Annotated in this window: 22 protein-coding genes, 1 tRNA gene and 2 pseudogenes; 9 read left to right on the forward strand and 16 right to left on the reverse strand. The window is 51.2% G+C overall.

Going from position 1 to position 22,498, the window contains the following annotated elements; all coding sequences use genetic code 11:
* Nucleotides 1–51 precede the first annotated feature (51 nt).
* The 4 genes from ACQ0MK_RS09245 to ACQ0MK_RS09260 form a co-directional block, all read right to left on the reverse strand.
* Nucleotides 52–768, reverse strand: a complete 717-nt coding sequence (locus ACQ0MK_RS09245; RefSeq protein ID WP_350040743.1) for a GntR family transcriptional regulator — start codon at nt 766–768, stop codon at nt 52–54.
* Nucleotides 769–861: 93 nt separating this feature from the next.
* Nucleotides 862–2,142, reverse strand: coding sequence for a TRAP transporter large permease (locus tag ACQ0MK_RS09250; protein WP_430475767.1), 1,281 nt, complete (start codon nt 2,140–2,142; stop codon nt 862–864).
* A complete protein-coding gene (locus ACQ0MK_RS09255) occupies nt 2,142–2,594 on the reverse strand; it encodes a TRAP transporter small permease (protein WP_430475768.1) in 453 nt (150 codons plus the stop codon). Before ACQ0MK_RS09255 ends, ACQ0MK_RS09250 begins: the two co-directional genes overlap by 1 nt.
* A gap of 86 nt (nt 2,595–2,680) precedes the next feature.
* The gene (locus tag ACQ0MK_RS09260; RefSeq protein WP_430475769.1) at nt 2,681–3,661 is read right to left on the reverse strand and encodes a C4-dicarboxylate TRAP transporter substrate-binding protein; all 981 of its coding nucleotides are present in this window, start codon (nt 3,659–3,661) and stop codon (nt 2,681–2,683) included.
* A 609-nt stretch (nt 3,662–4,270) separates the two neighbouring features.
* On the opposite strand from ACQ0MK_RS09260, the gene ACQ0MK_RS09265 reads away from it, so the two are divergent.
* On the forward strand, nt 4,271–5,341 hold the full coding sequence (locus ACQ0MK_RS09265) for an EAL domain-containing protein (RefSeq protein ID WP_430475770.1): 1,071 nt from the start codon (nt 4,271–4,273) through the stop codon (nt 5,339–5,341).
* A gap of 38 nt (nt 5,342–5,379) precedes the next feature.
* Here the strand turns inward: ACQ0MK_RS09265 and ACQ0MK_RS09270 are convergent, their stop codons facing one another.
* Nucleotides 5,380–7,416, reverse strand: a complete 2,037-nt coding sequence (locus ACQ0MK_RS09270) for an FAD-dependent oxidoreductase (protein WP_430475771.1) — start codon at nt 7,414–7,416, stop codon at nt 5,380–5,382.
* Between the two features lie 149 nt (nt 7,417–7,565).
* On the opposite strand from ACQ0MK_RS09270, the gene ACQ0MK_RS09275 reads away from it, so the two are divergent.
* Complete coding sequence (locus ACQ0MK_RS09275) at nt 7,566–8,186, forward strand: TetR/AcrR family transcriptional regulator (protein WP_430475772.1); 621 nt, start codon at nt 7,566–7,568, stop codon at nt 8,184–8,186.
* Here the strand turns inward: ACQ0MK_RS09275 and ACQ0MK_RS09280 are convergent.
* The gene (locus ACQ0MK_RS09280) at nt 8,125–9,120 is read right to left on the reverse strand and encodes an AraC family transcriptional regulator (protein WP_430475773.1); all 996 of its coding nucleotides are present in this window, start codon (nt 9,118–9,120) and stop codon (nt 8,125–8,127) included. The genes ACQ0MK_RS09275 and ACQ0MK_RS09280 overlap by 62 nt on opposite strands.
* A gap of 250 nt (nt 9,121–9,370) precedes the next feature.
* On the opposite strand from ACQ0MK_RS09280, the gene ACQ0MK_RS09285 reads away from it, so the two are divergent.
* The 7 genes and pseudogenes from ACQ0MK_RS09285 (at nt 9,371) to ACQ0MK_RS09315 (ending at nt 14,289) form a co-directional block, all read left to right on the forward strand.
* Nucleotides 9,371–10,267, forward strand: coding sequence for a DMT family transporter (locus tag ACQ0MK_RS09285; protein WP_430475774.1), 897 nt, complete (start codon nt 9,371–9,373; stop codon nt 10,265–10,267).
* Nucleotides 10,268–10,591: 324 nt separating this feature from the next.
* A pseudogene (locus tag ACQ0MK_RS09290) lies at nt 10,592–10,924 on the forward strand (DMT family transporter); the annotation flags it as partial.
* Between the two features lie 153 nt (nt 10,925–11,077).
* Nucleotides 11,078–11,488 (forward strand): annotated as a pseudogene (locus tag ACQ0MK_RS09295) (EamA family transporter); the annotation flags it as partial.
* Nucleotides 11,489–11,615: 127 nt separating this feature from the next.
* The gene (locus ACQ0MK_RS09300; protein ID WP_350040733.1) at nt 11,616–11,960 is read left to right on the forward strand and encodes an ArsR/SmtB family transcription factor; all 345 of its coding nucleotides are present in this window, start codon (nt 11,616–11,618) and stop codon (nt 11,958–11,960) included.
* Entirely contained in the window at nt 11,950–12,453 is a 504-nt protein-coding gene (locus ACQ0MK_RS09305; RefSeq protein WP_430475775.1) for an SRPBCC family protein, read from the forward strand. The genes ACQ0MK_RS09300 and ACQ0MK_RS09305 overlap by 11 nt, the downstream gene beginning before the upstream one ends.
* A gap of 173 nt (nt 12,454–12,626) precedes the next feature.
* Nucleotides 12,627–12,968: an EamA family transporter gene (locus ACQ0MK_RS09310; RefSeq protein WP_430475776.1), complete on the forward strand. Its 342-nt coding sequence runs from the start codon at nt 12,627–12,629 to the stop codon at nt 12,966–12,968.
* 172 nt (nt 12,969–13,140) lie between these two features.
* The gene (locus tag ACQ0MK_RS09315; protein WP_430475777.1) at nt 13,141–14,289 is read left to right on the forward strand and encodes a hypothetical protein; all 1,149 of its coding nucleotides are present in this window, start codon (nt 13,141–13,143) and stop codon (nt 14,287–14,289) included.
* A 275-nt stretch (nt 14,290–14,564) separates the two neighbouring features.
* On the opposite strand, the gene ACQ0MK_RS09320 is transcribed toward ACQ0MK_RS09315, so the two are convergent.
* The 10 genes from ACQ0MK_RS09320 to ACQ0MK_RS09365 form a co-directional block, all read right to left on the reverse strand.
* A tRNA-Met gene (locus tag ACQ0MK_RS09320) sits at nt 14,565–14,641 on the reverse strand.
* Nucleotides 14,642–14,820: 179 nt separating this feature from the next.
* Nucleotides 14,821–15,966: a tRNA 2-thiouridine(34) synthase MnmA gene (gene mnmA / locus ACQ0MK_RS09325; protein ID WP_350040726.1), complete on the reverse strand. Its 1,146-nt coding sequence runs from the start codon at nt 15,964–15,966 to the stop codon at nt 14,821–14,823.
* Between the two features lie 159 nt (nt 15,967–16,125).
* Nucleotides 16,126–16,830: a thiaminase II gene (tenA, locus tag ACQ0MK_RS09330; protein ID WP_430475778.1), complete on the reverse strand. Its 705-nt coding sequence runs from the start codon at nt 16,828–16,830 to the stop codon at nt 16,126–16,128.
* Nucleotides 16,831–16,959: 129 nt separating this feature from the next.
* Nucleotides 16,960–17,157 carry a Fe-S cluster assembly protein IscX gene (gene iscX, locus ACQ0MK_RS09335; RefSeq protein WP_350040724.1) on the reverse strand — a complete coding sequence of 66 codons (198 nt, stop codon included), beginning with the start codon at nt 17,155–17,157 and terminating at the stop codon, nt 16,960–16,962.
* Nucleotides 17,158–17,216: 59 nt separating this feature from the next.
* Nucleotides 17,217–17,552, reverse strand: coding sequence for a ferredoxin family 2Fe-2S iron-sulfur cluster binding protein (locus ACQ0MK_RS09340; RefSeq protein WP_350162496.1), 336 nt, complete (start codon nt 17,550–17,552; stop codon nt 17,217–17,219).
* A 146-nt stretch (nt 17,553–17,698) separates the two neighbouring features.
* On the reverse strand, nt 17,699–19,597 hold the full coding sequence (gene hscA / locus ACQ0MK_RS09345) for a Fe-S protein assembly chaperone HscA (RefSeq protein ID WP_430475779.1): 1,899 nt from the start codon (nt 19,595–19,597) through the stop codon (nt 17,699–17,701).
* Between the two features lie 43 nt (nt 19,598–19,640).
* Nucleotides 19,641–20,261: a Fe-S protein assembly co-chaperone HscB gene (gene hscB, locus ACQ0MK_RS09350; RefSeq protein WP_430475780.1), complete on the reverse strand. Its 621-nt coding sequence runs from the start codon at nt 20,259–20,261 to the stop codon at nt 19,641–19,643.
* A gap of 145 nt (nt 20,262–20,406) precedes the next feature.
* A complete protein-coding gene (locus ACQ0MK_RS09355) occupies nt 20,407–20,748 on the reverse strand; it encodes a HesB/IscA family protein (RefSeq protein WP_350040784.1) in 342 nt (113 codons plus the stop codon).
* A gap of 44 nt (nt 20,749–20,792) precedes the next feature.
* On the reverse strand, nt 20,793–21,191 hold the full coding sequence (gene iscU, locus ACQ0MK_RS09360) for a Fe-S cluster assembly scaffold IscU (protein ID WP_350040783.1): 399 nt from the start codon (nt 21,189–21,191) through the stop codon (nt 20,793–20,795).
* 77 nt (nt 21,192–21,268) lie between these two features.
* A complete protein-coding gene (locus ACQ0MK_RS09365) occupies nt 21,269–22,492 on the reverse strand; it encodes an IscS subfamily cysteine desulfurase (RefSeq protein WP_350040782.1) in 1,224 nt (407 codons plus the stop codon).
* Between the last annotated feature and the right edge of the window lie 6 nt (nt 22,493–22,498).

The following is a 22,498-nucleotide window of genomic DNA, read 5'->3' on the forward strand; positions in this document are numbered from 1 at the left end:
GCACCAATCAGTTCGTTGGCGGCGTCGATCTGTCTTAATTCCGAACAATGATCAGGTAAACAAAGCCCTGTTTTCTTCAATAATCTGAGGTAAGCGCCGCATTGTTCCGGAAAGGTGCTGACGCATTTCCGCACTCGCGGCCGTGCCATCGCCTGATTGAATGGCTTCGATAATTGCCTTGTGTTCTTCAAGGACCGAAACCATCTTGCCAGCGCGCGGCAAATCAAGTGTTCTAACCCGTGCTAAATGGCCGCTATGTGCAGTGATTTGCAAATGCAGGTTGGATTGGTTCACACCGTTAAAAAGAGCCGCATGAAAGGTTTCATCAAGCTGCTTGAACAGATCGATCTGTTCAATATCGCCGACAAGCGCTTCTTGCAGTTTCACCATGCCTTTCGCCTTGATCACCGCACCGGAATCATTGGTTTCAGCTAATTGCCTAACCACTTCGCATTCCGCAGCAACGCGAAGAAAATGTTCTTCGCGAATGCGATCAACATCAATCTTTGTCACGACAGTCCGCGACTGAGGATAGGAAACAACCAGCCCGCTTTGTTCCAGCCGCAAGATCGCCTCGCGCACCGGGGACTGGCTGACATTAAAACTGTCCGCCAATTCGGCGCGAACAAGCGTCGTCTCAGGTGGAAGTGTCAGTGATATAATCCGGCTTCTGATTTCTTCATATACCAAGGCAGAGGCCGGAACATGTGCATTGGCTTTGATGCCGCTGTCATAGCCCGCGATCAGCCCACCTGTAGATGTTTTCATCTTTATTTGTCTCCTTGGCAGTTTCTTCGGATGCCTGAATTTTCAGGATCAGAACGCAGTGGTTTAAAAGGTCCTGACCCTTAAGTTCACTCATTACATCAATGTATTGGGCAATATCAACGTCAAGCTCGGCGCTGCCGCCAACAAGATGAAGAATATCACCATTGCAATAAAGAACGGGATGGCGGCCCGGGTATAAGCCCCGGTTTTGACATCAAGAATGCCGCAGACCGTAAACATGATCACGCCAACCGGCGGCGTCAGGCCCCCGAAATTGATCAATGTGACAATCAGTATCCCCATATGGACGGGGTCATAACCGGCATTGACAAGGACCGGCATGACAATCGGTGTCACCAACAAGATGTTGGCCGCACCCTCAAGAAACATGCCGCTGACCACCAGAACGACCACAACCAAAGTCAGGATGAATACCGGGTCTTCTGTCAGTGTTGTCACAAATTCCGTGATCTGTTGCGGGGCACGTTCGATGGTCATCGCATAGCCAAGGACTGCAGCCATGATAATCAGCAACATGACCATGCCCAGATCCGACATCGAGCTGGAAATTGCCTCGCAGAGCTTTTTAAAATTAAGCTCACGATAAACAAACATCCCTACACACAGCGCATAAAACACAAGGAAAGCGCCGGCTTCGGTTGCCGTAAACAGGCCAAAGCGGAACCCTACGATCAAAATCACCGGAAAGGCCAGAGCCCAAACACTCTCGGAAAAACTCGACAAAAGTTCCTTGGCACTGGGAACTTGCGGCAGGTCGGGCTTGCAACCGTTTTTATGCGCTACAAACCAGGACGTTCCCATAAGAACGAGTGTCAGGAAAATGCCGGGTAAAATACCGGCAAGGAACAGGCGCCCAATCGACACTTCATTGACAAATCCAAACAGGATCAAGCCGATGCTTGGCGGAATGGTCGCCGTGATGACGGAGCCAAAGGCCAAAACAGCAGCTGTTGTCGCCTTTGAGTATCCTTGTTTGATCATGCTTGGGCCAAGCAGACGTGATTCCATCGAGGCATCGGCAACCGCCGACCCGGAAATGCCGCCCATCATGAAACTCAGAACAATCGATACCTGAGCCAATCCACCGGCCATCCAGCCGGTAAGCAATCTGGCAAACCGAACCAGTCGAACGGTAATGCCCGTCACATTCATCAGGTTTCCGGCAAGGATAAAGAACGGCACGGCCAAAAGCGGAAAGCTTTGTGTTGCCGTCACCATTTTTTGAATAACCACCGTCGGCGGCATAGCACCACTGACAACAAAGACCGGAATAGATGCCAGCCCAAGCGCAAAGGCAACCGGCATACCGATCACAAGGAAAACCGTGAATAGAACCGCGATCAGGATCAACATCAGTTTGCCCCCTTGTGTCGGATGCGTCGGATAAGCTGCGACACCATGGTGCGCATCATCAAAAGGAGGCCGGCAACCATCGAGGCGTGAATATAGGAAGCATTGATCTGGGCTGCGCCCACAAGTCGCGGATGCATCAAAATCATGTTGCCCCAAGCGTAATAAAGAAGAAATCCGAGGAAACCGATGATGACAACAATGTTGAAAATCTCGATCACATCAGCAACACGCGGCGAAACAACTTCCCGCACGATCTGAAGCCCGAAATGACGGTCTTCCTGCATAGCGATATCTGCTGCCAACATGCACAGCCATGCAAAAATCAGCTGAGCCATCTCGACCGACCAGATAATCGGTGATCCCATTGCCCTTGAAACGGATGCAACAGCCACAAGCACAACAACCGTAACAAGCAGCATTCCGCCAAAAGCAAACTCAATTCGCTTGAGCATGTATTCAATTCCATCTTGAAATTTGAAGTGCGTTGCCACGATTGCGCAGCAACGCACTTTGGAATGCAAGTCAATAAAGGTCGGAATTAACGCCCGAGAACCTTATTCACGATCTCGGCTTCAGCTTCGAGATCAAGCAACTTGTATACTGGCATCACTGCTTTCTTGAAGGGAGCGAGATCAACTTCACTTACCTCAACACCGCTTGCAGCGACATCTTCAAGCGCCTTGTCACCAAGCCCAATCGTCAGGTTCGACGCATAGCGACCATCCTCAACCGCTAGGTCACGCACGATTTTCTGGTTTTCGGGGGAAATTTCATCCCAAGCGGTTGCGCCAACAACAAGCGCCGTCACCAGCTGAATATGGCCGGTTTTGGTAACGTTCTTGATCACTTCGTACAGTTTGGCATTCCAGATTGCGGTTGGTTGGGCTTCGGCCCCATCAATCGTGCCAAGCTGCAATGCGCTGTAAACTTCACCCCATGCGATCGGGGTCGGTTCTGCGCCCATCGCACGGATGGTTTCGATCCAGACCGGCGCACCGATTGTCCGCATGCGAACACCGGAAAGATCATCCGGGTTTGAAATCGGTTTCTGGGTCAGCGCATGACGCGCGCCCTGATACCAGTTCGATGCAATCATCACGAGGCCGGACTTTTCACGAAGCTCTTCGCCCCAGCCAAGATAGTCATCCGAAAGCGCGAATTTGTCGGCCTGTTCATAATTATCAAACAGGAACGGCGCCGACATGATGGCAAGCGACGGAACAAAGCTTGAAAGACGGGCAACATCGGTCACGGTCCCGACAGCAGCACCCGCACGCGCCTGATCGATCATTTCTGTCGTGTCGCCAAGCTGGGAATTATGGAACACCTCGATGATTACTTCACCGTTGGTTGCCTTTTCCACATCAAGTTTGAATTTTTCAAGTCCCTGCCCCATCGGATCATGCGGTGCCAGAACCGTCCCGATGCGAAGCGTGGTTTCAGCATATGCCGGCATCGCCGTCACAATTGACCCGGCAAGCACGGCACATAGCCCAAGTGTTTTGACAGTCTGTTTCATTTGGAAGTCCTCCCGTTGGATTGGCTTTTGCCATTAATTGATATTTTAATTTGTTTGAAACATTACATAGCTCTTGCCGATTCAGTCAATCAGTTTCTGAATCAAATAAAATTCATCTAAATCAATTATTTAATGCCACTCATGCGTTCTTGAATGAGATTCACGACCTCAACCCACGCGCACTTTCGTGCGATTTACGCCCAAAAAATTGGAAAAGACCGGACTTAACTGTCCTGATTCATCTCGGAGAATGCCGTCGATGCTGGTGCGTTGGAGCATGGGTTACACGGCGTCAAAACCGGAACAGCAAGGAAAAAACTGTCCGGTTCAAACCTGATGCAGATGGTTTTGAGGATTGCGTCGTTACATGTCGTTTAGAAAGCAGGCATGCATTTCAGGGTTTAAGATACAACGACCTTTGCCTCTGGCATTGTCATCATTTCTTGCACGTTCGCAGCCCTACACAAATCCTATGCGACTGATAAATATAAACTTTCAACTCTGAAAATTTTATCATTCCGCCGCCAGCCGATACAAAGTAGCCTGTTGCAAACATGATTTGGTAACGTTCACGTCGCCGTGCCTACGACCGCAAAGAAGGAGAACCAAGTGAGCTATTGTGAAAAGTGTGACGCGGTTCCGGAAATTGCACCGAAAATGGGGACCCTGTATCTGTGGCCGCCCGTTGCCCATACAACGGGTAAAATCCTTGCCGGTGCAAAATCAATCGACCTTGATGTTGAAAAATCAGCGTCTGTCGCAACTCTTTCAATGCGGTATTCCCGACCCGGCCTCCGTGCACTGATCGATGCGCTTGCAAAGGACCTGATTCCGGAAGAACTGGCAGATACCAAGGCCCTGATCATGGCCGAAGATCAGGTGCCTGAAATTGATGACATTGCCCGAATTTCCAGCCTTTCCGCCATCCGTGCTGCAATTGGCGCAGAATGGCTTGGCAGCATGCTGCGCGACAATCGATTGAATTCTGTTTTCCAACCGATCTTTTCGACCCAAGATCTAAGCGCTCCTTTCGCACATGAATGCCTGATCCGCGGCGAGGCCGCCGATGGATCGGTTATCAACCCGGCGCAATTGTTTGAGGCCGCCCAATCTGCGACTTTGTTGTTTCAGCTTGACCGTGCTGCACGTGCCGCCAACGTTCGAAACGCAACGAAGGCTGGCGTCACCGGCAATCTGTTTATCAATTTCACACCCAGCTCGATCTATGATCCGGACTCCTGCCTACGGTCAACGATTGACGTCGTCGAAGAATGCAATATTGACCGGAACAAGATTGTTTTTGAGGTCATTGAAACCGAAAAAGTAAGAAGCACTGCGCATCTGAGCGCTATTTTGGAATCTTACCGTGCTTCAGGTTTCCGGGTGGCATTGGACGATGTTGGTTCTGGGTATTCGACCCTTAACCTGCTGCCTGAACTGCGCCCGGACATTATCAAGATTGACCGTGAACTGATCGATCACGTTGATCACGACAATTACAAACAGGTGATTGTCAGCAAACTGATCGGACTGGCGAAAGATCTTGATATCGAAGTCATTGCAGAAGGCATTGAACGACAGGAAGAACTGGATTTCCTGATCGACCATAATGTCGATTTCGTTCAAGGCTTCCTTCTGGGTCGCCCCGCCAGCAGCCCCTATCGTTCGTCAGAATCCTAAATCAACGCCAACCCGCCAAAAAGTTACTCCCAAGCGGCTTAAACGTCCTTCAGGAGCCTTAGCGCATCATAAATCGCCGCATGTGTATTACGTGCGGATACCGCATCGCCAATCCGGAATAACTGGAACGTTCCATCTGCATTACGCACAACCGACTGCGGCTGACCGGCAAGAAGCTGATCATGCGACATCTCGCCGTGATTGGATGATAAGGCCTTGAGATCAAAATAAAGATCATCAAGCGGAATGGTCCCGTGATTGATCACCACCTGATCAACTGTGCGCAGTTTTGCAACGCCGCCATAATCGCTTCCGACATGGGCGATCAAGTGATTGCCGTCTTTTTCGACTGCTGCCAAACGGTATGTCACGGTAAATGTGACATCAAGTTTCTGCATCGAGCGCATATAAGGGACAAGGTTCATCGCCATAACTTCCGGCGCGAATGATCGATCGGGCGTCATGATTTCGACTTTTGCACCAGATTGCGCAATAAGCTCTGCGGCCTGAAGCCCTGCATGATCCCCGGCATCATCAAATACCAGAACGTTCGTTCCCGGCTTTACGTCACCGGAAATGATATCCCATGATGAAACAACCAAATCGTTGCCGCGTGACAGAACTTCGGTATCTGGCAAGCCACCGGTCGCAATGATCACGACATCGGGGTTCTCGGCCTGAACGGTTTCAAACTCTGCCCATGTGTTGAAATGGAAGGTGGCACCATGCATCGCGCACTGGCTCATCCGCCAATCGATGATGCTGATCATTTCTTTGCGGCGTTCGCTTTGCGCGGTTAATCGGATTTGACCACCGGGCTTGTCTGCGGCTTCAAAGACCACAACATCATGCCCGCGTTCGCCTGCAACGCGGGCAGCTTCCAAACCAGCAGGGCCGGTTCCGACGATCACAACCTTTTTGCGGGTTTGCGATTTTGGAATGATCTGGGGCATGTCAAGTTCACGCCCGGTTGCGGCATTGTGGATGCAATAGGCAGCACCCCCTTGATAGATACGATCAAGGCAATAGTTTGCCCCAACACAGGGACGAATTTCGTCTTCGCGCTTTTCAATGATTTTACGAATAAGGTGTGGATCTGTCATATGCGCACGGGTCATGCCAACCATATCAACCTTGCCCGATGCAATCGCATGACGCGCGGTTGCAACATCGGGGATTTTGGCCCCATGGAATGTCGGAAAATCCGTCGCAGCCTTAATTTCGCCGGCAAAATCCAGATGCGGCGAATTTGCCATCCCCTGGATCGGGATCACATCGGTCAAACCGGCATCCGTATCAATATGGCCGCGCACCAGATTGAGAAAATCGATCATGCCGCTGTCTTTCAGGCGTTTTGAGATCGAAAGACCATCTTCTTTTGTCAGACCGCCTTCAAGACACTCATCCCCCGAATATCGCACACCAACAATGAATTCAGAACCAACCCGTTTGCGAATTTCACCAAGGACGTCGAATGTAAATTGCAGCCTGTTATCAACCCCGCACCCATAAGGCTCATCAAGTTCATTGGTCAAAGGCGACCAGAACTGATCCATCAAATGGCCATATGCCTGAAGCTCGATCCCATCCATGCCGCCGGCCTTCATCCGTTCGGCCGCGTCGGCATAGTCCGTAATGATCCGCTCAATATCCCAATCTTCCATCTTTTTGGGAAAGGCACGATGGGATGCTTCTCGCTTATGAGATGGGGATACAACCGGTAACCAGAATTCTTTGTCCCACCGTGTGCGACGCCCAAGATGGGTTAACTGGATCATGACTGCCGCACCATGTTCGTGAATGGCATCGGTCATATCCTTCATCCACGGCACAACCTCGTCCTTATAGACAAGCAGGTTATTGAAAACCGGTGGGCTGTCCTTTGATACGGCAGCCGACCCCGCCGTCATCGTCATCGCCACCCCACCCTTGGCCCTTTCCACATGATAGGCGCGATACCTTTCCTTTGGCATGCCATCTTCGGGATAAGCCGGTTCATGCGACGTCATAATAATCCGGTTACGCAGGGTCAGATGCTTAAGCTGATAGGGCTGAAGAATAGGATCAGTAGACATGTGCGGGGCTCCGGTTTCGAACTCTCATCCATCAACCATATGGATAAATGTACATTAATGTCAATTTTAAGTTCATTGATGTATATTTATAGTACATTCATGTGTACATTGCTTGTTGTCCGCCCTGCAGTTTGCTATGGACTGAAACCATGGAAGAACAATTACAAAACAGTGGCTGGCGCGGTTCGCCCAAAGTTTGGCTGAACGCCGCATATGACGCATTGCTTGAAACCGGTGTGGATGGGGTCAAAATCCAACCCCTTGCCAAGCGACTTAATCTGTCACGGACAAGTTTTTACTGGTTTTTCAAGGACCGCAAAGAACTGCTTGACGCGCTGATTGCGCAATGGCGCGAGAAAAATACTGGCAACCTTATCAAACAGTCAGAGGCCTATGCCGAAACCGTGACCGAGGCGATGCTTAACGTCACCGACTGTTGGTTAAATCCTGAGCTGTTTGACGCCAAGTTTGAATTTGCCATTCGGGGCTGGTCCGTACGATCACCGGAATTGCTTAAAGAAATTCAGGCCGCAGACCAGCTGCGCCTTGATGCGCTAAAACAAATGTTTGTTCGGTTTGGGCAGAATGAACGTTTGGCGGATACCCGTGCAAGGACCATCTATCTGGTACAGATTGGCTATATTTCGATGCAGACTGACGAAGAACTTTCGGTACGTATGCAACGCATACCGGAATATGTCGAAGTCTTTACCGGTCAAGCACCGGCACAACGTGAACTCGACCGTTTTTTTGCCCGCCATCAACAATAACGACTACGCGGCGATCTCGCGGTATTTTGCCGGTGTAACACCGGTCATGGCGCGAAAACGGGTGGTCAGATGGGCCTGACTGGAAAAGCCAGTGGCGACGGCAATCTCGGCAACCGGCTCCCCCCCCCATACGCAGCATATTCATCGCTCGTTCAATCCGCCGACGCAGAACGAATTTATGCGGGGCTTCGCCGACGGTTTTGCGAAACATCCGGGCAAAGTGATAGGCCGATAAATCGGCAATATCAGCAAGTTCTTCAATCGTTAGCGGCTGATCAAGATTGGCATCAACATAATCAAACACCCGGCGCTTAATTACCGGGGATAGCCCGCCACGAACTTTGAACCCCAAATCCCGGCGCGTTGAATAACTGCGCAGCATATGCGCCATCAAAAGCTGCCCGGCATTGGACATTGCCATCCGATCGGCAGGTACTTCCCAATCAAGGGGCAGCATCGCGCTGCGCACTGTTTGTTCGATCAATGGATCAAGGAAAAAGGTTTTTTCCGGCACTTCAACGCCGTTCGGTTCAATGTCAAAGGCCTCGACCACCGCACGTTCCCATGCGGCATGGGGAATATAAAGGTGAAATAATTCGACCTCTCCCTGAACAACCCAATCAGATGTCATATGGGCCGGCATCAAACAGCACCGTCCCGGTCCGCCGCCGGTTAACGGGTCTGCGCCGATCTTGCGTTGAATGCCCGTGCCGCCATTGACATACAGACTAATCGTGTGGTGATCAGGATCGGTATAACGCGTTAAGACATCTGCCTTGCGTCGCCAATGGGCGACCGAAATGCTGTCACCGAAATCCCCCGCGCGCAGCAAATTTGCGTCCCCAATCAATTGATTGAAGACTTCAAATTTCTGATACCGCCCGTTGGGTTGAAATTTGGACTGGGGCGCCGATGCGAATTGCGGGTCAAACATCAATGGTTCCTGATTTATCGAACCCCAATCATCGCACCGCGTGCAAAACTTGCAAAGCCCATTGAACGCAGCCCTGCCCTGTTTTGCGCAAGAATGTGAAAAACACCGCAAGAAGGTGAAAGCCCTGCCATCTGCTTTGTGGCTTAATCGGGCTTAACAGATACGCCCCATGCATCACTTGATCGCCACGCCCTCGCGCCACCAACGTTGCGGGCCTTATCGAAAGCCCTTAAATTTAATGACCGCCCTTTTGTTTCTTATTGTCACCGCCTGCTGGGGATTTACCTGGTATGCCATCAAACTTCAGATCGGGCCGATCCCGGTTGAAATGTCGATCTTTTACCGCTTTGCACTTGCGGCAGCGGTTCTTTGCGGGTTCTTGCTGATCACGCGCAAATGGCGTCCGGTTCCCTGGCGCGCCCATCCGTGGATTGTTCTTTTGGGCTGCGGCCTTTTTGGCATCAACTTCATCCTGATGTATTCCGCCACCGCCTATATCGCCAGCGGCATTGTCGCGGTGATCTTTACCACTTCGACCATTTTTAACGCGCTGGGCAATTGGGCGTTTTATGGCAACCGTCCGGGGATGCGCTTTGTCTTTGGCGCGGCCTTTGGACTTGGCGGGATTTCCTGTTTGTTTGCCAATCAGATCTATGCCCTGTCGCATAATCCCCATGCGATTACCGGCATGTTGTTTGCCCTGTGCGGTACAGCAGTGTTTAGCTGTGGCAACATGGTTTCGGTCAAACTTCACGCCATGGGCATTCCCAACCGTGATGCGGTTGCACGTGGCATGGTCTATGGCACAGTGTTGCTGTTTATCTTTGCCAGTTTGCGCGGACAAACCCCGGTCATGCCGACCGAACCGCTTTATATCGGTGGGTTGATCTATCTGGCCATTCCCGGATCGGTGATTGCGTTTTTGGCCTATCTCGCACTGGTCAACCGCGTTGGTGCCGGACGGGCCGCCTATGTCACCGTTCTGTTCCCGGTGGTTGCCCTGACGGTTTCGACTTTTCTGGAAGGCTATGTCTGGACGCCGATCGGGGCAAGTGGCCTTGCGATGATCTTGCTTGGCAATATCACGATTTTCGCCAAGCTGCCGAGATTTGCCCGACCAAGTGTCAAACCGGCTGCGGCGGATTAATCCGTCACCGCCTTTACAATCAGCCTTTACTGATACCAGCACATTGATGTCCGAAAGTGGCGAGCAGCGATTTTGTTGCTCGCCTAATCTTTGTCCGTCACCAATTTCAGACGGATGGATAAGGCCATGCTGCCCACCGAAATCACGCCCCCACGCTTTGCACTTGAAGAAACCGAATATTCCGGCAAGTCTGTTGGCAAATGCGCCACCACGCACAGCCCCATCACGCGCCGTTCCGGCCGTGATCTTAAGGACAGCCCCCAAATGCCCCTAAAACCCAATCTTAAAATGCCTGAACTGAAAATGGATGGCACAAGCTGGCTTATGCTTTTGATCCTGTCGGTTCTGTGGGGCGGATCATTTTTCTTTACGGAAATTGCGCTGACGGACTTGCCACCCTTTACCCTTGTTTTGTGCCGGGTGACGATTGCATCGCTGATCCTGTGGTGGGTGGTATTGCTGCGCCATATTCCGATCCCGCGCGATCCGAAATTCTGGGGGGCGATTATCATCATGGGGGCGTTTAACAATCTGGTGCCGTTTTCCCTGATTGTCTGGGGGCAAACCCATATCGCCAGCGGTCTTGCCGCGATCTTGAACGCCACCACCCCGCTTTTCACCATCATCATTGCCCATATCGCAACCGACACGGAAAAGTTGAACCTGCGCAAGGCAATCGGTGTTTTGGTCGGTTTTGCCGGGGTCGTGATCATTATTGGCCTGCCCGGTTCTCATGGAACAGGCACGGCTGACGCCAGCCCTCTCGATGGCGCATCGTCACTGGCATTCCTTGCCCCCTTCGCCATTTTGCTGGCAACGTTCTGCTATGGCTGTACTGGGGTGTTTGGCAAACGTTTTGGCGGGATGAACCCGATCCTGACCGCTGCGGGCATGACCAGCGCATCCAGTTTAATGCTGATCCCGCTTGCCGGTTTTATCGACAAACCTTGGGAACTGCCGATCCCATCCACCGATACAATCTTTGCGGTCTTTGGTATCGCAGCACTTAGCACTGCGCTTGCCTATATCCTGTATTTCGCGATCCTGAAGCGAGCCGGCGCAAGCAACCTTTTGCTTGTTACTTTCCTGATCCCGGTCAGTGCGATCTTGCTTGGGGTCGGGTTTCTGGGTGAAACGCTGTTGCCGCAGCACATCGCCGGGATGGGTGTGATCGGGGTCGGGTTGGCGGTGATTGACGGGCGGCTCCTTGCGCGTCGTTAAGTAGCGCCATCCTCGACACAGACAACAGCCAAACCCTGTTTCAGCTCCCTCGGGGGCATAGAAATAAAATAGCAGATAAAACACTTAGCTATTGATCTAACTTTTGATCGCGAATATAGTTAGCCACATGGATAACTATATTGAACCCCTCGACACCATCTTTCACGCGCTGGCCGACCCGACCCGTAGGGCGGTGGTTCAGCATTTGGTGAAAGGCCCGGCATCCGTAAAGGAACTGGCAGCGCCCTACGACATGGCCCTGCCGTCCTTCATGAAGCATATCAGCGTGCTGGAACAGGCAGGACTGATTGCCTCGCAAAAACAGGGCCGCGTGCGCACCTGCACCTTTAATCCCGATAAATTGGCCGCGGCAGAGAAATGGTTCGATGACCAACGCGCCATCTGGGCGAGCCGCTTTGACAATCTCGACAATCTACTGACATCTCTTCAGGGAGAAACCGATGAAACCTGATCTGCGTTTTAACTTCATCGCCGACATGCAAAAAAGCACACTGACCATCCGCCGCGAATTCGCCGCCAAACGGCAACTGGTGTGGGATTGCTATACCAAGAGCGAACTTCTCGACCAATGGTATGCGCCCAAACCGCTGACGACAAAAACCAAGTCTTTTGATTTCCGCGAAGGCGGGCATTGGCATTTTGCCATGATCGACCCGAATGGCACTCATTACTGGAGCCGCACGGATTACGAAACGATCACCCCGATTGACGGTTACACAGGTTATGACGGATTTACCGACGAGACCGGGGTGATCAATCCCGACCTGCCGCGCGCTCATACCGACATGACCTTTACCGACAAGGGCGACCACACGCTTACCGAAACAGTGGTTTCTTATAACTCGCCCGAAGACCTGCAAACGGTCATTGATATGGGCATGGAAGCAGGCATGGCCTCAACCCTTGAACGGCTTGACGAGTTGCTCGTGAAATTGACGGTTTAAGCCAACACCCCAAATGCAAAAAGGACCGGAATTTCCCGGTCCTTTTTGCATTTCTTGCCGCAGAATATTTGGTGGATTTCATATCTTCGGCCAGGTCGGCTTCCTACGGCAGGCGTATGTTCGGATAAAACGGGACTGTCCCCTTTTCCCTTTTGATCTTAACCGCGGCTGGCATGACCAGCGCATCTAGCCTGATGTTGATCCCGCTGGCCGGTTTTATGGATAAACCTTGGGAACTGCCAACCCCATCAACAGACACCATCCTTGCGGTTTTCGGAATCGCCGCCCTTAGCACCGCCCTTGCCTATATCCTTTATTTCGCCATCCTCAAACGGGCCGGAGCAAGCAACCTTTTGCTTGTCACCTTCCTGATCCCGGTCAGCGCAATTTTGCTGGGCGTCGGGTTCCTTGGCGAAACACTGCTGACCCAACATATCGCCGGAATGGGTGTCATTGGGGTTGGGCTGGCGGTGATTGATGGAAGGTTGGTTAGGCGGCTGCGTGGGGGAAAATAATGCTGTCGCCTTTTCTTAGAGATAAATAAATCTGTCCCCTTTTCTTCTTTTTGGTCTTTTTGTTGGTCTAGTTAACTTATTAAAGTTTACATCAGTTGCTACAGGCTGGATCACAAACCCAAAACAAGCTATCTATACACCTATTACTCTACCAAAAGTGGTGAACCTAATTATGACTGAAGACTTTAATGACTCCGACCTGCACATGATTTTTGATCGCGTTCTTAGTCTCTACGATCCAGAAATTCTTCAAAACCCAAACTGGGGCAGCGCGGTGAATTTCTTAGATATTAAGCCTCAGTTGGACGCATTCATGTTTGCAGCACAATCAATGATGTCGCTGGATATTAGCTTGATACCAAACAATACAAAAAACGCCATCTATAATTACAGCTTAAGTATTTCAAAGTTACTTGAGAGAATTACCAAATTCACCTTATCTGCTGAGTTTCAATCAAATGCAAATTCAATAATTTCTGAATTCAATTCAAATTATCAAAGAACTGCGCCTATACTTGCCACATGGATTCCTTTTCTAATCGCGAAAAAAGACATGGAAGGAACAATTTTTCTCCACATCGACAAGCAACAAGATAGAATAAAACAAAAATCTCAGGAACTTGAAGAACATTTATCCAAAAATATAGACAAGGTAAAAGAAACTAGTGATGAATTCACTTCACTAATTATGACAGCAAACAATCAAATTCAAAATATAAATCACAACAGTGACAAAATAATTTTACAGACAGAAACTAAATGTGAAGAATTAATAGATAAACTAATAGAAGATCTAAATAAAAAATCAGAGTCTGCTGACTTAATTTTATCAAATGTAAAATCAAATTCCGCATTACAGGCTATAAAACCATACTCAAAGAGCTTCCATAACTCATCTAAATCAAATAAAAACAGCTCAAACTCATGGCTTTTATGCACCATAATACATATATTTGTCGCCATATCATGGGGAATTTATTGTTTAAACAATTTACCACCAGAAACACAAAACATATATCAAATATATTATTTATTTATATATCGAATATTTATAACAGCAATAATACTAACAGGAATGCTCTGGTGCGCTCGACAATACAAGATAGAAAAACACCAACACACCATTGCGCTACACAAAGCTAATGCATTAGATTCATTTGAAGCTTTCGTCGAGGCATCAAATGACATTAAAACAAGAGATGCTGTACTTTTACGAGCAGCTCAGACTATCTTCAACAGCGAGCAAACAGGCTACTTAGGAAAAGATTCTGATTTTCCGATTCTCAGTCATATTGAAGCCCTTAAATCTATGACAAAATAATGCTCTGCATATCTAAGAGATAAAAACTTAACACTTTCCAGTTCGTTATCCTCAATGAAGACCTTATGGAATTTGCAACGAAGAAAGCCGTTGTTAAAACCAGCCTATGGGTTGGGCTGCTTGTTATCCTTGGGCTTTTCCCGGCGGACCATCGCCGATGGCGATGTCTCTCGAAAGCTGCGTGCCTCGCTTTCTCGTGAACCAGGGGGTTAAAGCCCTCTCCGAGGGGGCCAATTAAAAAACCCGCCAGGCTTCTGCCTGACGGGCTTTTTAATTGGTAGCCGAGGAGGGACTTGAACCCCCGACACGCGGATTATGATTCCGCTGCTCTAACCAGCTGAGCTACTCGGCCACAGGATATTCTGTGGTGTTCTGCGACGTGCGGAACGAGGCGGTTTTTAAGTCAGGGAGCCGCCCCCGTCAAGCGCCTTTTTGACGATTTTGTCAAAAAAGATATCTACAAAACCCATGGGCGAGGAACTTTGCCCCTCGCCCACCGTAATCGTTGATCAATCAGCGATCCATCACGGATCAGGCGGCAGTCGCCGCACCGCTGAGAAGTTCTTCGCGAGTGATCCAACCGCCGCCAAGGACGCGTTCGCCCTGATAGAACACACCGGCCTGCCCCGGCGCGATGCCAAACTGGGCATCGTGAAGCTCGATCCGGGCTTCGCCGGCGGCTTCGGGGTAAACGGTTGCGGTCGTTGGCTGCATGGCCGAACGCAATTTGACTTCGACCTCGACACCGTTTTCATCGACATGATCGCCGTCAAGCCAGTTCAGGTCTTTGACATAGACCAGCTTCTTGGCCAAGGCGGCCTTCGGACCAACAACGACCTGACGTTTTTCCGGTACCAGTTTGACGACATAAAGCGGTTCTGCCGTACCACCAATGTTCAAACCACGGCGCTGACCGACCGTGTAATGGATCAGCCCACGGTGATCGCCCATGACATTGCCATCCACATCAACGATCTGGCCGGGTTCACCGGCCTCGGGACGCAGACGTTCGACCAGACGGGCATATTTGCCATCCGGGACAAAGCAGATGTCCTGACTGTCAGGTTTATCGGCAACTTCCAGACCGAATTTTGCGGCCAAGGCACGGGTTTCAGCCTTGCTCATCAAATGGCCGAGCGGGAAGCGCAAGAAATCCAGCTGTTCCTGTTTGGTGGTAAACAGAAAATAGCTTTGATCGCGGTTGGGATCAGCCGCACGGTGCAATTCGGCCCGGCCGTTTGCACCCAGTTTCCGCTGCACATAATGGCCGGTTGCCATGCAATCCGCGCCAAGATCATGCGAGGTTTCCAGCAAATCACGGAATTTGACCGTCTGATTGCATTTCACACACGGGATCGGGGTTTCGCCGCGCATATAGCTGTCGGCAAAATCATCGATCACTTCTTCGCGGAAGCGTGATTCGTAATCAAGCACGTAATAAGGAATGTCGATATCCTCGGCCACTTTGCGCGCATCATAGATGTCGCGCCCGGCACAGCAGGATTTCGCACGGGTCGGGGCATTTGCACCCATGTCATAAAGCTGAAGAGTGATGCCCACCACGTCATAGCCTTCTGATTTCAGAAGGGCGGCAACGGCGGAGCTATCGACCCCACCCGACATGGCAACAACCACACGGGTATCTTCGGGGGCTTTATCAAAGCCAAGGCTGTTCATTTTCTTTCTCACCCATCCGCGGGTCAAGGCCACGGCGACAAGAGGTTGATCTTAGTCGATCTCAATTGCCAACGGGCGGCATAAGGCCGCCCGTGACGGTTTATTCGGGCTTATATAGGGGCTGACGCGACGAATTGCACGAATTTCGTGTGCGTACACCTATTTTGCCAGATCAAGCCCCATCTGCCAGAAATCGGCTTCAAGGCGGCTTGCCATCGCAAAGGTTTGGCACAGTCCATCGATCCGGGTATGTCCACCGCGCTTGGCACTTGTGTTTTCCAACAGATCAATTTCAGCCTTTGCCACGTCCTGAAATTCATCAGACGCATACATTTCAATCCATGCCCGATATGGATTGCCGTCAAGCACAGTATCAGAACTTGCCATCAAGCGGTTTGCAATCTCGGCATAGCCAACCATACAGGGCATTAAGGCGACCTGAAGATCAACCACATCGCCCTGAAGCCCGCGATCCAGCACATAGCGGGTATAGGCAACACACGCACGTGCTTCGGGCTGGGCGATAATGTCGGCCTCGGAAAGTCCCCATTCTTTGCAAAAATCAAGATGCAGGCTCATTTCCATATCAAGGATCGCATGCACGGTTGCCGAAAACTGGCGCATGGCAGGCAGATCTTCGGCCTTATAAACCGCCAAAGCATAGGCGCGCGCAAACTGGATCAGAAACAAATAGTCCTGAATAAGGTAATGCTTGAACGATGTCTGTGGCAGGGTTCCTTTGCCAAGCTGTGTAATGAAATCATGGCAGACATAGCTTTGCCATGCATCACTTTCACGGGCGCGCAATTTGCCAAACAGGCTGTCGGCCGGGATGATATTGGTGAATGTCTTGGTCTGGCCCATGGTTGGTCCCTGCCCTGTTTTTGCGGTCATCTTGGTTTAAACAAAAACGGACCAGCCCACATGATGCAGGCTGGTCCGGTATTCGTGATTTGGGTGCATGTCGCATGGCGTGCGAACGCCCCCATAAAATCAGTCTTCGCGTTCGTCGATCCAAGCCATCTGGATGGCTTCGAGAATCTTTTCATTCGACTTCGCAGGATCGTCTTCGAAACCTTCAAGCGCACAAATCCATTTGTGCAGATCGGTATAACGAAGGTTGAGGTTATCCTTTTCAGGATGGGCTTCCTCAAGCTCGATCGCGATGTCATTAACATCTGTCCAACGCATATCAGTCTCCTTTGGTGCCGGGGCGTGCGGGTGCCCACCCGGTCAAAACAAAGTCAAACTTACTTGTCGACCATCATGTTACGGGTCGCCGAGGGCAGCTTAACGCGCAGGCCATCAAGCTCGTCGCTCATGATGATCTGACAGCCAAGACGCGATGTCTCGGTCAGGCCAAATGCAAGATCAAGCATGTCTTCTTCATCTTCGGACGGTTCGTCAAGTTTATCGAACCAGTCTTCGTCCAGAACAACATGGCAGGTCGAGCAAGCCAGTGAACCTTCGCAAGCACCTTCAAGGTCAACGCCATTTTTATGGGCGGCTTCCAGTACGGACAGGCCGTCGGCTACGTCGAATTCCTTTTCGGTGCCATCGGGCTCAACAAAAACGATCTTAGGCATCTGTGCCTTTCTCCTCGGTAATACTTTTTGTTCGATCTCTGTTTAACGCCTTGTCTAAGACAAGACGCCGTGTCCGACCTGACCTTTGGCGGTTGAACGGGACAATCGCCGCAAGTGGCCGGTTTGTCAATCAGGCCGGGTCGCTTTTAGTTCACTTCGTCGACATTTTGTCCGGCAAGCGCCTGACGTATCCGACTATCCATTCGGCTTTCGGCAAACGGGCGCGATGCATTTTCAAGTGCTTCGGCGGCCTCATTCACCACATCACGGTCATCACCCGCCATTGCTGCTTCAAGTTTGGCAATCGCATCGGCAATGTTTTTATCATCTTCGGGTGTTAACAATGCACGGTCCGCATCCATTGCGGCACGTACGGCCAGAATGTTGCGGCGTGCTTCTACCCGTGCTTCGGTCAGAAGACGCACGATCATATCGTCGCGGGCATGAACCATACTTTCACGCAGCATATTGGCCATATCGATTTCGTTAATGCCATAGGTCGGCTTAACTGCGACTTCCTGCTCGACCCCGGTGGTTTCTTCGCGGGCCGATACGGTTAGCAAACCATCGGCATCAACATTGAACTGCACGCGAATGCGCGCCGCCCCTGCTGCCATTGACGGAATGCCGGTCAGTGCAAAACGGGCCAGTGATCGGCATTGATCAACCATTTCACGTTCGCCCTGCACCACATGAATCATCATGGCCGACTGACCATCCTGATAGGTGGTGAATTCCTGTGCCTTGCTCACCGGGATCGGGGTGTTGCGATCAATGACCTTTTCAACAATCCCACCCATGGTTTCCAGGCCAAGCGACAAGGGCGTCACATCCAGAAGAAGGTTATCGGACCCACCAGTAAGTGCTTCGGCCTGAAGAGCGGCACCAAGGGCGACAACTTCGTCCGGATCGATATCAGACAGCGGTTCTTGTTCAAACAGATCGGCCACGGCCTTACGCACCGCAGGCACACGGGTTGACCCACCGACCAGAACAACGCCTTTGACGTCTTCTGGCAGCACGTCGGCATCATCAAGAACCTGTTCGGTAATCGCCGCTGTGCGGGCAACAAGTTTCGCGATCATGGCTTCAAACGCATCACGGGTCACCGTGTGGTTTGTGCTTACGCTATTAAGATCGACCGCAATTTCGACGGCATCCTGATCGGTCAGGCCTTCTTTGACTTTCCGCGCGGTTTTCAAAATACGTTTGGCATCAGATGCATCAAGCGCATCGGTCGCCCCGCCGTCTTTACGCTCGGCCAGAAGATGTTCGGCAATGGCGTGATCGAAATCATCGCCACCAAGCGCAGCATCACCGCCGGTTGCCTTAACCTGGAAAACGCCCTTTTGCATTTTCAGCAACGAGATATCGAACGTCCCACCGCCAAGGTCATAAACGGCGTAAAGCCCCTCTGCCCCGTTATCAAGGCCATAGGCCAAAGCCGCCGCCGTCGGTTCATTGACCAGACGCAGGACTTCGATCCCGGCCAGTTTGGCGGCATCCTTGGTTGCGGTGCGCGCACCATCATCGAAATAGGCCGGAACCGTAATCACGGCCTTTTCAACCGGCTGATCAAGGCTTTCTTCGGCCCGGGTACGCAAAGCGCGCAGAATATCGGCCGATACTTCAACCGGGGTCAAAACACGGTTCCCGACATTCAGGCGCACCATCATCGGTTCGCCATTATCGGTTTCGGATTTTTCCGGGACTTCGACATCATAGGGAAGCGTGCCTGCGACCCGTTTCACATCTTCAAGGCCACGGCCCATCAGGCGCTTGACCGAAGACACAACGCGGTTCGCATCGGTATTGATATGATCGCGTGCGGCTTCACCAACAACGGGTGCGTCGTCGCCGTAATAGACAACAGACGGGACAATCGCATTGCCGCCGGATTTATCGCGCAGGACTTCGGGTTTTTCTTCGCGTGAAATCGCAACAACCGAGTTGGTGGTCCCAAGGTCGATCCCAACAGCAATCTGGCGCTCGTCTTCGTGGGGAAGCGGTGTTTCACCCGGTTCGTGGATTTTAAGCAGGGCCATGAATTCTATCCGTTATTTTTAAGGGCAGTGTGCCCCTATATGATCAGGCAGCGGCAAGGCGCGACTTCTTCGCGCGCGCTTCCTCGGTCATTTTCATCAGGTATCTCAGACGGGTGGTCAATTTTTTGGCGGTGTCAAAGGCATTGGATGCCAGCGCATCACCAAGATCCGTTTCACAGGCACGCGCCTGTTTGCGGGTATCCTTGATCATCGCATCAATCGTGCCTTTGTCTGCGGCATCATGAAGCGCTTCGCGCATTTCCATCGCTTCCATCAGAAGTTCAGGATCATTGACAGTGTGGCCTTCGCCACCCTCGGGTTCGATGCCGGACAGGCGCAGCATATAATGCGCGCGTGAAACCGGATTTTTAAGCGTCTCGAAAGCCTCGTTCAGGCTGGCGGCCTGTTGGGATGACAGGGCCTGTTCACGGCCTGATTTTGATGCAAAGCGATCCGGGTGAAGCAATTGCTGTTGCTTGAGATAGGTTGCTTCTACCGCGTCAATATCAACGACAAAGGAAGGTTCCAGACCAAACCGTTTGAAATGGTCAAGCTGGCCGGGTGCCTGAATGGCGTTGCAGGTATCGCAAAACAGCGCGCTTGCGTCTACCGGGCCCTTACAGGACCAGCAAACCTTGTGTGCCGGATGGTCTGTATTGCTCACGCTATGCACTTCCGAGGATTAAAGACAAAAACAAATCAGACGAAAAGCGGTCAGCGTTAATGCGCAAACCACCATTTTTCAGCGATGGCCCCGGCGATTAAACCGGGGCCATTACCAAACAGAAAGCAGGGAAAGCCCGGCCCGATCAGACGTGGAAGGATTCACCGCACCCGCAACGACCCTTTTCGTTGGGATTGCGGAATACGAAACCTTCTTCCATCGTATTGACCTCGTAATCCATTTCCGTTCCAAGAACGAACATCATGGCTTTGGGGTCGATCAGGAGTTTCACGCCGTCATTCAGCTCGACTACTTCTTCGAAGCCACTGGCATCGTCAGCGTATTCAAGCGTGTAAGACAGGCCCGAACACCCTTTGCTGCGCACACCAAGCCGAATGCCGTGCGAAGGTTTCCCACGACTATCGAGCAGCGCCTTGATGTGATCAAGCGCAACCGGTGTGACAGAAATCGGTGACGGTAGAGCCATTGTATTCTCCCAAATTTCCGAAAACGAAGTGGGTGTGACGCTGCTTATTCAGCAGCGTCAGCCGCGACGTTTTTGGATTTGTAGTCGCTGATCGCTGCTTTAATGGCGTCTTCTGCCAAGATAGAGCAGTGAATTTTAACCGGCGGAAGTGCAAGTTCTTCAGCAATCTGCGAGTTTTTGATCGCACCTGCTTCGTCAAGCGACTTGCCTTTAACCCATTCGGTGATCAGCGAGCTCGACGCAATCGCCGAACCGCAACCAAAGGTCTTGAACTTTGCATCTTCAATGATCCCTTCCGGGGTCACTTTGATCTGCAGCTTCATGACGTCGCCACAGGCCGGTGCACCGACAAGACCGGTTCCGACGAACGATTCATTTTTGTCCATCGAACCAACGTTACGCGGGTTTTCGTAATGGTCGATCAGTTTTTCGCTATAAGCCATGATAGGAATCCTTCCTAAAAGTCTTTTAAGTCTCTCTCACGAGACGAATTACGTCGATAAGTCGTCGTCAGTCGTTCTTAGTGCTCGGCCCACTCGATCGACTTGATGTCGATGCCTTCCTGGGCCATTTCCCAAAGCGGGCTCATCTCACGCAGGCGCTCGACAGCAACACTGATTGACTCAATTGCTTCGTCGAGTTCTTCCTTCGTGGTGTAACGGCCAATGCCGATACGCAGCGAAGTGTGTGCGAGCTCTTCGTCAACACCCAGCGCACGCAGCACGTAAGACGGCTCAAGCGATGCCGACGTACAAGCAGAACCGGACGAAACCGCAATGTTCTTGATGTCCATCTGAAGGCTTTCGCCTTCGACATAGGCAAAGGAAACATTGAGGTTGCCCGAAACGCGCGCTTCTTCATCCCCGTTAAGGTAGATGTCAGCCAAACGGTCCCGGAACTTCTGCAACGTGTAATCGCGAAGTTTGGTGATACGGGCATTTTCTTCTGCCATTTCGTTTGACAGAATATCACATGCCTTACCAAGACCCACGATCAGCGGGGTCGGCAACGTCCCTGAACGCATGCCACGTTCCTGACCACCACCGGTGATCTGGGCGATAACGCGCACACGCGGACGACGGCGAACGAACAATGCGCCAATGCCTTTCGGACCATAGATTTTGTGGCCGGAAATCGACATCAGATCAATGTTCATGTCTTCAACATCAAGGTCAATCTTGCCAACGGCCTGTGCGCAATCTGTGTGGAAGAACACTTTGCGTTCACGGCAGATAGCACCGATTTCCTTGAGCGGCTGGATCACACCGATTTCGTTGTTTACGCCCATGACGGAAACAAGTGCGGTTTCATCTGTGATCGTCGCCTTAAGTTCTTCAAGATCGACCAGGCCGTTTTCCTTAACGCCAAGATAGGTCACTTTGTAACCTTCCTGTTCAAGGTGACGGGCACTGTCGAGCACGCATTTATGCTCGGTTACGATCGTGATCATGTGCGGCTTCTTTTTGCCGTAGAACTTCATCACACCCTTAAGTGCAAGGTTGTTCGACTCAGTCGCACCTGATGTAAAGATGACTTCCTTGGCACTGGCACCAATGATTTTGGCAACCTGTCCACGCGCGACTTCAACCGCATCTTCGGCTTCCCAGCCAAAGCTGTGATTACGCGAATGCGGGTTACCGAATTTCTCGGTGAAATACGGCAGCATCGCATCGACGACACGCTGGTCGGTCGGCGTGGTCGCCTGATAGTCCAGATAGATCGGCTTTGCTTTAAGCTCGTTCATAATTAA

Source organism: Thalassospira lucentensis, from assembly GCF_050516545.1.
GTDB lineage: Bacteria > Pseudomonadota > Alphaproteobacteria > Rhodospirillales > Thalassospiraceae > Thalassospira > Thalassospira lucentensis_C.

Coding starts and splice junctions, on each gene's coding strand:
- hscA (WP_430475779.1), bottom strand. CDS start 19,597: ATGGCCCTGCTTAAAATCCACGAACCGGGTGAAACACCGCTTCCCCAC.
- ACQ0MK_RS09305 (WP_430475775.1), top strand. CDS start 11,950: ATGAAACCTGATCTGCGTTTTAACTTCATCGCCGACATGCAAAAAAGC.
- ACQ0MK_RS09250 (WP_430475767.1), bottom strand. CDS start 2,142: ATGTTGATCCTGATCGCGGTTCTATTCACGGTTTTCCTTGTGATCGGT.
- ACQ0MK_RS09245 (WP_350040743.1), bottom strand. CDS start 768: ATGAAAACATCTACAGGTGGGCTGATCGCGGGCTATGACAGCGGCATC.
- ACQ0MK_RS09365 (WP_350040782.1), bottom strand. CDS start 22,492: ATGAACGAGCTTAAAGCAAAGCCGATCTATCTGGACTATCAGGCGACC.
- iscU (WP_350040783.1), bottom strand. CDS start 21,191: ATGGCTTATAGCGAAAAACTGATCGACCATTACGAAAACCCGCGTAAC.
- ACQ0MK_RS09310 (WP_430475776.1), top strand. CDS start 12,627: ATGACCAGCGCATCTAGCCTGATGTTGATCCCGCTGGCCGGTTTTATG.
- ACQ0MK_RS09270 (WP_430475771.1), bottom strand. CDS start 7,416: ATGTCTACTGATCCTATTCTTCAGCCCTATCAGCTTAAGCATCTGACC.
- iscX (WP_350040724.1), bottom strand. CDS start 17,157: ATGCGTTGGACAGATGTTAATGACATCGCGATCGAGCTTGAGGAAGCC.
- ACQ0MK_RS09315 (WP_430475777.1), top strand. CDS start 13,141: ATGACTGAAGACTTTAATGACTCCGACCTGCACATGATTTTTGATCGC.
- ACQ0MK_RS09255 (WP_430475768.1), bottom strand. CDS start 2,594: ATGCTCAAGCGAATTGAGTTTGCTTTTGGCGGAATGCTGCTTGTTACG.
- mnmA (WP_350040726.1), bottom strand. CDS start 15,966: ATGAACAGCCTTGGCTTTGATAAAGCCCCCGAAGATACCCGTGTGGTT.
- ACQ0MK_RS09355 (WP_350040784.1), bottom strand. CDS start 20,748: ATGGCTCTACCGTCACCGATTTCTGTCACACCGGTTGCGCTTGATCAC.
- ACQ0MK_RS09280 (WP_430475773.1), bottom strand. CDS start 9,120: ATGTTTGACCCGCAATTCGCATCGGCGCCCCAGTCCAAATTTCAACCC.
- ACQ0MK_RS09300 (WP_350040733.1), top strand. CDS start 11,616: ATGGATAACTATATTGAACCCCTCGACACCATCTTTCACGCGCTGGCC.
- ACQ0MK_RS09340 (WP_350162496.1), bottom strand. CDS start 17,552: ATGCCTAAGATCGTTTTTGTTGAGCCCGATGGCACCGAAAAGGAATTC.
- tenA (WP_430475778.1), bottom strand. CDS start 16,830: ATGGGCCAGACCAAGACATTCACCAATATCATCCCGGCCGACAGCCTG.
- ACQ0MK_RS09275 (WP_430475772.1), top strand. CDS start 7,566: ATGGAAGAACAATTACAAAACAGTGGCTGGCGCGGTTCGCCCAAAGTT.
- ACQ0MK_RS09260 (WP_430475769.1), bottom strand. CDS start 3,661: ATGAAACAGACTGTCAAAACACTTGGGCTATGTGCCGTGCTTGCCGGG.